The 13,420-nt window shown below is 63.7% G+C and carries 13 protein-coding genes; 10 read left to right on the top strand and 3 right to left on the bottom strand.

Annotation, left to right across the window (positions count from 1 at the left end; translation table 11 throughout):
* Window positions 1–457: 457 nt before the first annotated feature.
* Window positions 458–2,251, bottom strand: coding sequence for a helix-turn-helix domain-containing protein (locus A37U_RS0114385; protein ID WP_020497348.1), 1,794 nt, complete (start codon window positions 2,249–2,251; stop codon window positions 458–460).
* A 965-nt stretch (window positions 2,252–3,216) separates the two neighbouring features.
* Between A37U_RS0114385 and A37U_RS52915 the strand changes: the two genes are divergently transcribed.
* The 5 genes from A37U_RS52915 (at window position 3,217) to A37U_RS43735 (ending at window position 7,361) form a co-directional block, all read left to right on the top strand.
* The gene (locus A37U_RS52915; protein ID WP_205622932.1) at window positions 3,217–3,579 is read left to right on the top strand and encodes a hypothetical protein; all 363 of its coding nucleotides are present in this window, start codon (window positions 3,217–3,219) and stop codon (window positions 3,577–3,579) included.
* Window positions 3,580–3,671: 92 nt separating this feature from the next.
* A complete protein-coding gene (locus A37U_RS52910; protein WP_205622931.1) occupies window positions 3,672–3,887 on the top strand; it encodes a hypothetical protein in 216 nt (71 codons plus the stop codon).
* A 790-nt stretch (window positions 3,888–4,677) separates the two neighbouring features.
* Window positions 4,678–5,226, top strand: coding sequence for a gamma subclass chorismate mutase AroQ (gene aroQ / locus A37U_RS0114370; RefSeq protein ID WP_205622935.1), 549 nt, complete (start codon window positions 4,678–4,680; stop codon window positions 5,224–5,226).
* Window positions 5,227–5,311: 85 nt separating this feature from the next.
* Entirely contained in the window at window positions 5,312–6,664 is a 1,353-nt protein-coding gene (locus tag A37U_RS0114365) for an FAD-binding oxidoreductase (protein ID WP_020497344.1), read from the top strand.
* A gap of 454 nt (window positions 6,665–7,118) precedes the next feature.
* A complete protein-coding gene (locus A37U_RS43735; protein WP_205622930.1) occupies window positions 7,119–7,361 on the top strand; it encodes a transposase in 243 nt (80 codons plus the stop codon).
* A 409-nt stretch (window positions 7,362–7,770) separates the two neighbouring features.
* On the opposite strand, the gene A37U_RS0114355 is transcribed toward A37U_RS43735, so the two are convergent.
* Window positions 7,771–8,205 carry a MarR family winged helix-turn-helix transcriptional regulator gene (locus tag A37U_RS0114355; RefSeq protein WP_157182828.1) on the bottom strand — a complete coding sequence of 145 codons (435 nt, stop codon included), beginning with the start codon at window positions 8,203–8,205 and terminating at the stop codon, window positions 7,771–7,773.
* 180 nt (window positions 8,206–8,385) lie between these two features.
* Between A37U_RS0114355 and A37U_RS0114350 the strand changes: the two genes are divergently transcribed.
* The 4 genes from A37U_RS0114350 (at window position 8,386) to A37U_RS48325 (ending at window position 11,026) form a co-directional block, all read left to right on the top strand.
* A complete protein-coding gene (locus A37U_RS0114350) occupies window positions 8,386–9,357 on the top strand; it encodes an amidohydrolase family protein (RefSeq protein WP_020497341.1) in 972 nt (323 codons plus the stop codon).
* A 682-nt stretch (window positions 9,358–10,039) separates the two neighbouring features.
* The gene (locus A37U_RS48330; protein ID WP_020497340.1) at window positions 10,040–10,276 is read left to right on the top strand and encodes a hypothetical protein; all 237 of its coding nucleotides are present in this window, start codon (window positions 10,040–10,042) and stop codon (window positions 10,274–10,276) included.
* Window positions 10,277–10,301: 25 nt separating this feature from the next.
* Entirely contained in the window at window positions 10,302–10,637 is a 336-nt protein-coding gene (locus A37U_RS52585) for a hypothetical protein (protein WP_169526872.1), read from the top strand.
* Window positions 10,583–11,026, top strand: coding sequence for an FAD-dependent oxidoreductase (locus tag A37U_RS48325; protein WP_020497339.1), 444 nt, complete (start codon window positions 10,583–10,585; stop codon window positions 11,024–11,026). Before A37U_RS52585 ends, A37U_RS48325 begins: the two co-directional genes overlap by 55 nt.
* A gap of 149 nt (window positions 11,027–11,175) precedes the next feature.
* Here A37U_RS48325 and A37U_RS0114335 read toward each other — a convergent pair whose 3' ends face one another.
* Complete coding sequence (locus A37U_RS0114335) at window positions 11,176–12,579, bottom strand: NADH:flavin oxidoreductase (RefSeq protein WP_338055013.1); 1,404 nt, start codon at window positions 12,577–12,579, stop codon at window positions 11,176–11,178.
* Between A37U_RS0114335 and A37U_RS43725 the strand changes: the two genes are divergently transcribed.
* The gene (locus tag A37U_RS43725) at window positions 12,529–13,365 is read left to right on the top strand and encodes an IclR family transcriptional regulator domain-containing protein (RefSeq protein ID WP_020497337.1); all 837 of its coding nucleotides are present in this window, start codon (window positions 12,529–12,531) and stop codon (window positions 13,363–13,365) included. The two genes, A37U_RS0114335 and A37U_RS43725, sit on opposite strands and share 51 nt — an antisense overlap.
* Window positions 13,366–13,420 lie beyond the last annotated feature (55 nt).

Here is a 13,420-nt window from a genome sequence, read left to right as displayed (position 1 = left end):
AGTCCACCAAGGGGAGGATATGGCCGTAGGCAGGTGTCGCGCTGAATAGGAACCTCATGGTCTCCTCGCTCCGTTTGTATCCCTGACGCGCGGGCGCGGCGGCTCAGCGACGGTCCGGGAAATGTTGCCGATGATACCGCGTCGACTCCGGTTGCCAAGGTTCAGCGTCGCACCGAGATCAGGTAGGTGGGCGCGCCAAAGCCCTTTGGCCGCGATGGGGAACTCGGCACATACCGGCCTTACTTGTCTGGGCGAGTCGAAACGGCAGAGGCCGAGTAATGCAAATCCAATTCACACAACAACTGTGACAAGGGGCATCTCGTGACTCGTGTTGTGGTCGGTGCTTGTCGGGTGTTGCTCTCGGTTGGTGCGGAGCGTGTTGTGCAGGTGCTGCACCGCAACATCCGCACCGAAATCAGTAGACCGGCCAACCGGACACACCGTCACGAGACATCCTTCAGGGCGAGCTGTCTCCGACGATGTCCATCAGCAGCAGCGAGGTCCTGGCTTCGATGACCTGCCGCGGCGAGCGCAGATTGAGGCCGCTGAGCGTCTCGATCCGTCGCAACCTCTGGCTGACGGTGTTGGTGTGCAGTGTCAGCAGCTTGGCCGTGGCAGTCCGGTCAAGATCGCAGTCGAGATAGGTGCGCAACGTATGAAGGAGTTTGGCGTCATGGCTGGTGTCGTAGCGTGTGACGGCGCCAAGGGTCCGTTCGGCGTACCTCCTGAGGTGCGCGGGATCCGCGTATTTCAACAGCAGCGCAGCGGCCCCCAGATCGTCGAGAGCTACCGTGCCTGTGGTCATGCCTTCAGCGATGGCCAGCCGTAGTGCACCCACGATGGCTGTGTACGTCTCCTGGACGCTGTCCTCGATCTCCGATTTCATCACGAGTGCACTGGACCCGGCGTGTCCGACCACCGCACGTCGCAGCGTCTCTTCTCCCGATGGGGCATCGAGGCTCGTCGGCCACAGGGCAACCACCAGATCACGCACCGCCGCTATCAGCGGACGCGGGCGCGCGTGTGAGCTTGAGCGGACTGCCGCGGACGCGGCACGTTGAATCGCTCGTTCGTTGTGCGGAACCCCGTTGCTCGTGGCGCGGACCGCTGTGTTTCCTGGAGTTTCGCACGCGGCCGCGACCAGCAGCCGGTGGGGCTTGTGAAGGTCGTGGCCCAGTAAACTCGCCCGCTCGCGAATCTGCGGCGAGGCGAGGTCGGCCCCCGAGATCAGGTCCGCCAGCAACTCGCCGCGTACCCCCTGCTCGGCCTGGGCGGCCGTGCGCTGTCGCAACATCTCGAGCGAGAGCACCACGGACGCGTGCTCGGCGGCACGAACCCCGAGCGCGTCCAGTTCCGCCGACATGTGCAGCAGCAACGCGGTCGCGACCACCGCACCGTCGAGGAGGACGTTGACGATGACGTGCTGGCCGTCGTCGTGCACCAGTTCGCGTTCGCCGAGTGTCCGGGGTACTCGGCGTGTTGGAACGGCCACTGAGCTGGAGATGGCGTCGCGTGCGGACGGGGGCGAAGCACCTTCCGACTTGGCAAGCGTTTCCCCGTTCGTGTCCCGGATGACGACGCTACATTCGAGAAGACCGCGCAATGTGGTTGCGATGCCCTTGAAGCCGCCGGATCGTACCGCCGCATCGAGCAGCTTGCCGTGGATTTCCTCGGACCGGACGATGAGCTTGTGTTGTGCCCGCAGGTCATCTCGGATGCGACAAGACGTCACTGCGATCGCGGCGTGTTCGGCGAGCAGCTTCATCTGCTCGACCTCGTCGGTGGCGAACCGGTGAGCGACGCTGCGATAGCTGCCCAGCGTGCCCAGCACACCCTCCGATGTGGTGAGGGGCACCGCCAGGATCGAGCGGTAGCCCTGCATTGTGGCGGTGCGGGTCCACTCCGAGTCCGGCTCCTCGTGTACATCACTTGCGCTGCACGGGACGCCGCCGAGGAAGGCCCTGCTCGCTGGCGCTCCTGAGCTGGCGTCCGCCTCGATCCGGATGCGATGATGAGTGTTCACGCGTTCGACGTACTCGTCTGGGATTCCGCTCGCTCCCACGATTTCCAGGCTTTCCCCGTCGGCGGAGGGCATCATGACGGCGCACACGTCCAGCCCCAGCAGGTCACGGGCGGCCGCACCGACCAGGTCCAGTAGGGCCTTCAAGTCATAGCCGGCGTTGACCGCCGCGGTCAGCGATCCAAGCTGTCCGACCCACTTTGTGAGGTCTGGTTCGTTGGCGACGTTCACCTGATGAGTGTGGCCCGCGACAGGGGATCAGCACAATCCATGGCTCCGTCGACATTGTGCAGACGTCCTTGGTCCTGAGACCTTCGTGATATGACCTTGGCCGGTTCCTGATGACGCCCTCGCACGATGCCAGAACGCAGTGGCGTTCAGCAGACCGCCACTAGCGGGCTTGTTCGCTCGAATCGTCGGTGTCGGCCCCAGGCGTTGGCGCACGAGGCGTTGTAGTAGGCGGAGCCAACGGCGGTCGTGCTGGTCTCGGAGTGCGACATGCCGGTGACGCCGCGCCTTCCGATCAGGTGTTTCCGCCTATGACCGGATGTCCCTTGGCCGGACCGTAATCCGCTCGACTAGCGCATCGCACCCAGTAGCAGTGTCGAGAAAGGACCGTAAGTCGAAGATCGATTTTCGGGACGACCGTATCGGATCAAGGAGGGTGACACCGAGAGTGGGTTGGGTAGTTTCAGCAAGACCGCGAAGCGAATCCTTGTCCGCGAGCGCTTCACGTGCGTTCATGCGTGCGAGCAACCTTTACCGTGCCTCGATTTTTTATGTTTTGACCTCGGATCCGCGACGTGCGGAATATTGGCGGGTTAGCCAGGATTGCTTCGGTCGTGCGATGGAACTGCGCCGGGTACCTGTTCGGACTGTGAGCATTCCGTTCGAGGATGCCAGGCTGCCTGGCTATTTTTCTCCGCGGGGGCCGGTGACCGGCCGACTCTGCTTGCGATCGGCGGGTTCGATTCCACCGCCGAGGAGGTGGCGACGTGGATTGGGTTGGCGGCGCAGGAACACGGTTGGAACTGTCTCGATTTCGAGGGACCGGGACAGTGGGGCGCGCTGTACGACAGCCTGGGACTGATCATGATCCCGGACTACGAGAGATCCGGTCTCGGCCGCCTTGGACTTCGCTTGCGCGCTACCGGAGGTTGACTCGGAGCGGATCGCGCTCGTGGGCTATTCCCTCGGTGGTTACCTCGCCCCCCGGGGCGTTCGCTTTCGACAGTCGCATCCGGGCTTGTATTGCGAACTCGTTCCTGCCGTCGGTCTTCGAGCCGTGGACGGGGGTGTGGCTGCGGTCGTTGACCGAGTTGAGTGGTGATGCGTTCGATGCCGCGTTCACTGAGACCGCGAAGTCGAACCCAGGCACTGCGTGGACTTTCGACCACGGGCAGTGGGCACTCGGACTCGGCAGGCCGTCCAGCTTTCTCGACATCTGGAATGAGTACACGCTGTTCGAGCATGTCGAACGTTTCGACCGTCCCTTTCTGAGCATCTTCGGCGAATCGGAATTCGCCGGGTTCACAGGTGGTCACAACATCACGGGATAGGCCAGCCGGATGCTCGGGTTCTTCGCGGACGCCCCGAGCTATTGCGAGACTACGTCTTCACCGAAGAGGAGGGCGGCTCGACCCACTGTCTGATGGGTGGTATCACGCAGGGCGCTGCCGGGACGATGTCGTGGTTGGAGAACGTGGTGGGCGAGCATTCCGCACGCGCTGAGCGGAACATCAGAGAAGGCAGCAGGACTCGGTATCCGGGCCTCGCGAGGGTCATGCGGAGCGCGTTCGGCGAACCGGTCGAGGCCGGGCTTCGCCAATTGGCAGCCAAGCCCTCCGGCACGCCGCTGGCGATCTGAGGGCCGGTCGGATCAGCGCGGTTCCGGGGGCCGCTCGGGGACAGCTGAGACCGGCAACCCGCAGATCACGCTGCGAGGGCCCAAAAGACGTGATCATCTCATCGAGGGGTGGGACGGGGCAATGTCGCCAGAGACATTCATCGCGAAAAATCTGTGGTGACGGCGACGCAGGCGTGAGCCTGTCGTCTGCGGCATAGTGATGCCAGGGACCGATGCACGACGGAGTGCCGGGTCCAGAGGCGCGCTGTCTCTCGGACGGGCTCCACCCATCGGGAACGTCGGTGCAGGATCCGGGGCGGTTCCGGCAACCGGTGAGGAGGAAAGTAGGTGGATCTTCAGAGGATCGCTTACGCGACCGGCCTCCGGCCTTCCTGGCAGTGCAGCTCGGCCCCGGGACAACCGAGAGGAGTCGATCGCGCTCGTCAGTGAACTCTGCCTGCGATACCGCTATCGGACGTGGTGGGCGACGGCGATCAGCGACGGGCCCTCAGTTCCGTCTCTCCTGAGGCGCTTGTTCACGCGGGGCACATCGTTTCTTGTCGACTGGCTTTCGAGAGCCACCGCCGGAAATTGCGAGCGGTCGAGTTCCTGCGTGCCGCGCTCCTTGCCATGGCTGATAAAGCGCGAGTCGCGAACGGTGACGCCGAACGCGTGCTGTGGTTCAACGTGTAGTGCTGATCTCCAGATGATTCTAAGACAGTGGCTCTTTTTTGAAAGGTAGGTTTTTGTGCTCGCGACTATTGTTCGGAAGGGTTTGGTTAGTGTTGTGGCGGTGTGTGGGTTGGCGGTTGTGGTGGTGCCGTCGGCTGCTGGCGCGACGGCCCCAACGGTGACGGTCGCGCCTTCCGGGCATGCCGGGTTCACACCGCTGGTTGGGCTTGTGGCGGAGCGGATCCTGTTGGCGGACAAGGTGGCTGCCGCCAAGTTCGGTACGAGTACGCCGATTGAGGACCCGGAGCGTGAACGGCAGGTGCTTGATGATGCGGCCGCGCGTGCCGAGAAAGCGGGAATCGACAGGAAGCGGACGGTCGAGTTTTTCCGTGTTCAGATCGAGCAGAGCAAGGTCGTTCAGCGTGGGCTTTACGACCTGTGGACACGGCATCCCGAGCTGGCTCCGACTCGGCGGCCCGATTTGGGGAAAGAGGTGCGGCCAGAACTGGACCGGATCACCGTCGAGTTCATCGACCAGCTTGCGGCGACCGTGAAACTGCGTCGCCCCGCCCTGGGTTGTGAGGTCTTGCTTGCACCGGCCGAGGCGAAGGCCATCGTCGGCTATGGCTTGGATTGGTTGCACACGCGGGCGCTGCATGGGGCGACGTCGACGGTGTGCAGCTTCTGAAGCGCGGGCAGTCTGGCCGGAATCAACCCTGAGAGCGGGAAACGGAACCGGTACGAAAAACGCGATACAAAGGAGTAAAGCCACCATGTCTTCCGCTGTGCATCCCGGGATCGACACTGTTGTGAAGCTCCTGCACGAGCGGTTGCCGGTAGCGGCAATCGTCACCGAACCGACCGAAGTCGCCGCGCAGTGCCACCTGTGGAATGCCCGGGTGAACGGGCTGCCCGCGGTGTTGGTGCGTTGCCGTGGGGTCGCCGATGTTCAGGCTGTCGTGCGCGCGGTCGGTGCGGTAGGTGTGCCGGTCTCGGTGCTGGGTGGCGGTCATGATTGGACGGGCAGTGCCATCGTGGACGGTGGCGTGCTCATCGATCTGCGCGGGATGCGTCAGGTCCGCATTGAGGGCAGGGTCGCCTGTGTCGCCGGTGGTGCCACGGTCAGCGATGTCCTCGACGCGGCACGCCCGTACGGTGGTGCGGCCGCCGTCGGCACTGTCGGCTCGGTGGGGTTCGCTGGGCTGACACTCGGCGGTGGTTACGGAACCTTGATCGGTGTTGTCGGGCTCGGTGTCGACAATCTGCTCTCTGCCGAGGTGGTTCTCGCAGATGGCCGGGTCGTCACTGCCGATTCGTATCATGAGCCGGAGCTGTTCTGGGCGCTCCGCGGCGGTGGGGCGAACTTCGGGATCGTGACGGAACTTCGCACGCGCTTGCATCCGCTGGCGGTCGTGACCACGGGAATGATCGCGTTCCCGATGGACCAGGCACGATCGGTGCTGCGCGGCTGGCGAGACCTCGTGGCCTCGGCCAGCGATTCGCTTGATGTGATGTTCGGTGCCATGACCACACCGGCCGGCAAGGTCGTTTTCACCAGCCCGACCTGGTCGGGTGATCCCGTCCTTGGTGTCGAGCAAATGGACGCGGTGCGGGCACTCGGTGAACCGATGATCGATGATGTCGGCGACCATGCGCTCGCCGATGCCGTCCATTCGCTGGATGAGCTGTTCCCGTATGGCGGCAACTATCAGCTCAGTTCGAGGACCCTTCCCGGGCTGACCGATGCGGCTATTGATTCGTTCATCGCAGCAGCCGAAGCGATGCCGGCCACCTGTTGTCTGAACGTGCATCATTCGCACGGCGCGGCCACGCGCGTGCCCGCCACTGAAACCGCGTACCCGTACCGGGACGAACATCTGGTGGTCGAGATCATCGGGGCCTGGCCGGACGGTGACGGCGCGATCGAATCGGCGTGGGTACACGACACCGAAAAACAGCTCGGGACCCACGCGGTTCCCGGTGGCTGGGCGAACCTCATGGCGCCAGGTGATCACCGTGTGCAGGATGCCTACGGAATCAACACCGAGCGGCTCGTACAACTCAAGGCCCAGTACGACCCCGAAGGGGTGTTCACCGCGATTCCGCTGCCGACCACATCGGATTGACTCGTCACGATTCCGCGTGGCCAACCGACGCGGGACTCGTCGTGCAGGGCCGGTTCGTAGGGGAGGCCGGGGGCGACTTCGAATCGACGAAGCCCTGAACGCGCACTACAGTTGATCAGATTTCCTTTGGTGAGAGGAAGTTGTATGCTTCTGTTGTTCAGTGCCACCCCCGCGTACGGGCACGTTCTGCCGCCGCCGGGAGCCGGTGCAGTTCACCCGCCCGCCTTCGCCGGGCCCGGCAAGCCGACGGTGCTGGCCACTCTGGGCACATCTTCTCCGACCCGGAGCAGCTCGCCGCGACTGTCTCGGCGGTGACCGGCCAGGACGTCAACGTGCTCGCGACGGTCGGGCTTTCGGTGCGCAATCCCGGTCTTCGCCGCCCCGCAGTCCGGCGACCGCGTGCACTACCTGCCGTTCGTGCCGCTGGACCAGCCGCTCGGTCGCGCTGCACCTGGTGATGGACAACTACGCCGCGCACAAGCACCCCGCCGTCAAGACCTGGCTGGCCAGCCACCCGCGGTTCACGGTGCACTTCACCCCGACCCACGCCTCCTGGATGAACCTCGTCGAAGTCTGGTTCGGCATCGTCGAACGACAAGCAATCCGGCGAGGCGTGTTCAAGTCCGTCAAAGACCTCAACACCAAGATCCGCGCCTTCATCGACGGCTGGCACGACCGCGCCCATCCGTTCGTGTGAACAAAGACCGCCGACCAGATCCTGGCCAAGGCCAACCGTCCAACAACTTCAAATCCGTGACACACTAATAGGCGAGTTCTCCGATTCCGCCGTCGGTGCGTAGCACGATGCCTGTGGTGTGGGCGGATTCGTCCGAGGCGAGGTGGACGGGTGCTCGCTGGCGATGGTCGGTAGTGGATCCTGCGATCGCCGGGCGGCTTCATCGAGTTTTCCTGCGAGTGGCCGGTGATCGCGACAGATGCCTTCTCGGTGAGGGACTCGCGGGCGGTCTTGGGGCCGATTTCGTTCGGTTGGCGTCGGGATCGATGGTCTGTGGGTGTGCTCGGGCGTGGCCAGTCGATGATCGTGGGTCATGAGCACGTCTTCATGGCCGTGTTCTTGAGTGTCTGTGGGCGGTCGGGTGTGTTTGTCAGGGTTCGCCCCAGTTCTGTTCGAGTGCGTCACGTAGCATTGTTACGCGTCGTTGTCCGATGCGGTCGGCCAGTTCGGTTTCCAGGTCGGCGAGCAGTTTCAGGGCTTCTCGGCGGCGGGTGAGGCCTTTCTGTGTCAGTACGACCAGTTTCGATCGTGCTGAGTGTGGGTCTGGTGTGACTTCGAGGAGTCCGAGGGTGACCAGGCGGTGGACCATTTGATGGATTGCCGGGGTGCTTATGCCGATCAGCCGGGCGAGCTCGGACATCGGCATGCCGTCTGGGTCAAGCTGACTCAGCAGCGTCACGTTCGCCGGGCTTACTTCGCCGGTGTCGTTTTCGAGGCCTGCTGTCACGGCACCGCGAAACCAAGTGTGTGCTTTCCACAGTAGTTTGGCGAGTGGTTCTTCGGAGGGTTTGTCTTTCGTTGGCACCGTGCTACTGTAGCAGCCAACCATTAGGTTACTTAATAGTCTATGGCATGGCTGATGCGGCGTGCCGCAGGAGGATCCCGTCGAGTGGCCCGAGGGTTTCGGGCGCACCGACGGTGATGTCAGTGGGTTTTCCGGTGAGGATCACTGGTCGGCGACCCATCTACGATGAAAGGTAGTCTTATGAAGTTGATCGCTTTGGAGGAAGCGTTTTGGTGCGACGAATTGTCGACCGAGGGTACACCGATGGGGCATATTCCGGTGAAGTCCGAGGTGCTGGCTGACTGGCGGCGGAGGCTGGTCGATTTCACCGAGTACAGGCTCCCGGAGATGGACGAGCACGGTGTCGATATGCAGGTGCTGTCGCTGACCGCGCCCGGGGTCCAGGGGCAGCCGGATTCGCGGATCGCGGTCGCTGATGCTCGCGTGGCGAATGATTTCCTCGCCACGGTGGTCGGTGAGTATCCGGGTAGGTTTCAGGGTTTGGCCGCTGTTGCGCTGCAGGATCCGCATCAGGCAGCCGTCGAGCTGCGGCGTGCTGTGACGGAGCTTGGCTTGTGCGGGGCTCTGGTCAACGATCACACACTGGGGCATTTCCTGGACGAACCGCAGTATGTGCCGTTCTGGGAGGCGTTGCAGGATCTCGGAGTCCCGCTCTATGTTCACCCGAATCCTGTGCCGTCGGACGATTGGACTGTCCTGCAAGGACATTCGGGTCTGGATCACGCCACCTGGGGCTGGAACCACCGGACTGGTGGACATGCGCTGCGGCTGATCTTCGGTGGGGTTTTCGACCGGTTTCCCGGTGTCCGGATCATCCTGGGGCACATGGGGGAATTCCTGCCCGCTCAGTTGTTTCGTATCGATACCCGCTACCGCGATCTCGAGCCCGAGTATCAGCCCCCGCTCAAGAAACTCCCTTCTGAGTACTTCGGCACGAACATCGCGATCACGACATCCGGGGTCTTCTCGAGCCCGGCGTTGATGGACGCGATACAGATGATCGGTATCGATAATGTCATGTTCTCGATCGACTACCCGTATGAGTCGACCGGTCAAGCAGTCGAGTTCCTGCGTGCCGCGCCCCTTGCCATGGCTGATAAAGCACGAATCGCGCATGGTAATGCCGAACGCATACTACGGCTCAACTCGTAGTGCTGATCTCCGGATGATTCCCGCACAGCCATCTTTGTGAAAGACGGACGCGTACCACCGGCTCGCTGATCCGAAGGCGGCGCGACGCTCCTCGGCGATGCCGCGCGCTCCAGCGTTACGAGGAACTGTGCATTCCCCGCACCACCCGGCTCCAGACCGTCAGCCGCGGCCGCTCCCAGGTCAACCACCTTCCCGACGGCCCGCAATAGCGGGCCTGCGACGCCGCGTTCGCCGGGGAAGACTCGCTGGTCGTGAATGGCTGGATCTACGAATACGACCCCGCATGTAGTTGTGCCCTATGGGATAGCCATCGCATTAGTATTCGCGGCCAAGGGTTCGCCGATAGATACTTCATGCGCGGTCCCAACAAGACGACAGTGACGGGCTTTCGACAGCGGGAGTCGTTGATTGCCCCACGCGAGCGGTGATCAATTCTGCTCCTGAATGAAGCCGCCGAAGGTCGTCGCCAGCCTCGACGCATAACCGGATGGGGCTGCGGCAACCGCTCGGGTCTGCGCGGTCTTGTCTTCAACCACAATGAGGTGATCAAGAAGAGATGATGAGCGCGAACCCGACTGCCCAAATTGAAGAAATCCTCTCGGCACTGTAGCGGAAATTACGCTTTGGTGACGTCGAAGCCGCGCTCGAGCTGTTCGACGCCGACTGCTACTGGCGCGACCTGGTGACTTTCACCTGGAATATCAAGACGCCTGAGGGCAAGCCGGAGATCCAAGCCATGCTGGAGGAGCGGCTGGACCGTGTCCGCCCCGATGATGGGGTCGGTGGCAACGCCGAGCTTTCGCAGGACTCCGATGGCGTCGTGGAAGGGCTTATTCGCTTTGGCACCGCGGTTGCTCGAGGCCATGGCTACGTCAGGATCAGGAATGGGCGGATCTGGACGGTTGAGGACCGCGATTAGCAGTTCGAAGGGCCACGAGGAGGCTTTGGGTCAACTCCGCCCCTCCCATGCCGTCGGAGACGGAGCGGGCCCCGGGCACGGCGAGGATTTCGGCTCGGACAGACAGCCGTACGTACTGATCCTCGGCGGTGGGCAGGGCGGCATCATGCTGGCCGCTCGGCTGCGTCAGCTCGCCGTGCCGACCCTGATCGTCGACAAGAACGAACGCCCGGGCGACGGTTGGCGCAAGCGCTACAAGACGTTGGTGCTGCACAATCCGATCTGGGAGAACCGGTTCCCGTATCTCGACTTCCCCAGGACTGGCCGGTGTTCCTGCCCAAGGAGCAGTACGCAGAGTGGCTGGAGACCTATACGCGGTTGATGAGGCTCAACTTCTGGGGCTCAGCCCCTGCGACGTCCGCGACGTACGACCCCGCCGTCGAGGCATGGACGGTCTCCGTTGAACGAGACGGCGAGACGGCGAGACGGCGAGACGGCGAGACGGCGGAGCTCCACCCACACCACCTGGTCCTGGTCAACGGGGCGTTCGGCGAAAAGCCGCAACTGCCCGACTTCCCGGGGCAAGGGCTGTTCCAGGGTGACCAGTTGCACTCTTCACAATTCGTGGACTCCGAGGGTGTGGGAGGCACGAGGGTGGTCGTCGTTGGTTCCGGTGTTTCTGCGCACGATGTGAGTGCGGCCCTGGCGTCAGCAGGGGCCGACGTGACCATGATCCAACGCTCGTCGACCCACCCGGTTCCAACCCCGTGAACGGGGCAATCCACTCCGGCCCCGACGCCGAGATCACCTGCACCACACCGTGATCAACTACCGGACAGGCCAATCCCGCACCGGGTTACGAGACATCCCTTAGGCGGCCCGCTTCAGCCGGGGCGCTGCGAGCCGTACCGGACCGGGAATCATCTGGACTCGAGCGCCTGGACCGGGTCGAGCACGCAATGTGTTCGGCCGTAAACGGTGAACATGCATTTGTTGTTGTGGTTGCAGCGGCCGCGTGCGGAGTTGTCGGACTGCATCCGCTTGATCAGGTCGGGTTCGCGCAGCAGAGCGCGGCCCATCGCCACGAAGTCGAACCCCTCGGCCAATCCCGTGCGGACGTGATCGAGACTATTGATCCCGCCGAGCAGGATCAGTCTCGTGTTCGCGACCGCCGGGACGAACTGTCGCGCCGACTCGAGCATGTACAGGTCCCGATAGGGGTACTCGCCGAGGATCTTCTTCCCGAATAGTTTGATGCCGGTCCTGAACGGCTGCTTCATAACCGACGCGAATTCGTGGACCGGTATGTCGCCGCGGAACAGGTACATCTGGTGCAGGACTGACGAGCCCTGGGTGAGTTCGATGGCGTCGAGGCGGCGATCCCGGTCGAGGATCCGCGCGGCCTGGATCGACTCGTCGAGCCTGATGCTGCCGCGGATGCCGTCGTCCATGCTCAGCTTGGCGGTCACCGCTATCCGCTGTCCCACGACCTCGCGCACGCGCTGTGCGATCTCGACGGCAAGCCGGGTGCGATTCTCGATGCTGCCGCCGTATTCGTCCTTACGCCGGTTGATCCACGGGCTCAGGAACGAACTCGGCAGATACAGATGACCGAAGTGGAGCTCGACCGCGTCGAAACCGGCGTCGACGGCAACCTGTGCCGCCTCGCTGAACTGATCGATCACCTGCCCGATCTGCGATCGCGTGATTGCCCGGCACAGAGCGAATGTCGACGGGTTGAGGAAGCGGCTCGGCCCGAGGGCGGTGACACCCGTGATCCGTTTCGACGCGACGACCCCGGCGTGTCCGAGCTGCGCCGAGATCGCGCTGCCGGCGTCGTGGACCGCGTCGGTCAGCTTCCGCAGCCCTGGGAGCGTAGCGCGGTTCATCACGAGCTGCCCGGGTGCGCTCGCTCCCTCCGGCGTCACGCAACAGTAGGCGACTGTGGTCATGCCGACGCCGCCGCGGGCAAAGTTCACGTGGAAGTCGATGAGGTCATCGGTGACCAGTCCCTCCGGCGAACGACCTTCCGAGGTGGCAGCCTTGACGAACCGGTTGCGAAGCGTCACCGGGCCAAGGGTGGCAGGGGCAAACGGATCAACCTGTGTCATGTTCGTCAACCTCCGGGAGGACACCTCGGCCCACGCCCCGGGCCGGGCGCTGTGTGAGTTCCGGTGATCCTTCCGGCGCCGTGCCGACGGAAACCAGGATCGTTTCCGCTCAGCGGCATCGGGCCAGGTCGAACGCTCAGGCGTGGTTTCCCACTGACCGGGATGGCCGCTGGCGCGGAGACCTCGGAGAAGGTTTTGCTGAGTCGTGTCCACGGCCGCGGGCACCCGTGGCCGTCCGCGACTGTCGAAGAGGTGGCGATCTCAATCAAGGACGAACCGCGCAGCGTCACTCCTCCATCGACTCTCGGTCGACTCTCGCTCGTGATGGATCTCTTCCGTGATCGCCCGCGGCTGACCCTGACCGACGTCTCCCGCGGAACGGGTATCCCGCGCACCAGCACCCTTCGCATGCTCGACCACCTGGTTCGGATCGGCTGGCTCCGGCGTCGTGGCGCCGAGTACGAGCTGGGCGATGCCCTCGCCGAACTCGGAGCGCTCGCCCTGTATCGCAGCAAGTTCGATTTGGTGGTGGCGCCTCTGCTCCGGGAACTGCATCGCGTTACCGGGTGTGTCGTGCACCTCGGCGCGCTCGAAGGCGACAAGGTCCGCTATCTCGAGAAGGTCGGAGTGTCTCCGGACTGGGCCGGGGTTGCCGCTACCTGGGCCGGAGCATGTATCCCTGCCCAGTCGTCGGCGATCGGGAAGGCGCTGCTTGCTGCTGCTCGACGACCCCCTGGCGCCCACGGTGCGCCTTCCCGAGGTGCCCGGCCCCAGCCGGAAACTGTCTTCGTCGAATGTGGTGCCGGATTCGGCTGCATCGGTGTTCAGGTCGGGGATCTGGGCGGTACAGCTGTGGGCGTGTCGGTGACCGGGCCGGCGGACCGCCTGCGGTTCGATCAGCGCTATGCGGCGCCCGTTCAGATAGCGGCCGCCGCCATCGCGCAGTATCTCACCTCGGCACAGTCGGCCCCAGGACCGACGAATCATCGATCCGTGTGACAGGAGTGTCCGAAGACCCTGCGATGTCGTGGTCCTGAACTGGGGCAGGTCCGAT

The sequence above is a fragment of the Sciscionella marina DSM 45152 genome (assembly GCF_000379465.1).
In the GTDB taxonomy this organism is placed as follows: Bacteria; Actinomycetota; Actinomycetes; order Mycobacteriales; family Pseudonocardiaceae; genus Sciscionella; species Sciscionella marina.
Note: the sequence above shows the minus strand (reverse complement) of the source record. Positions and strands in the feature narration are given on the sequence as shown.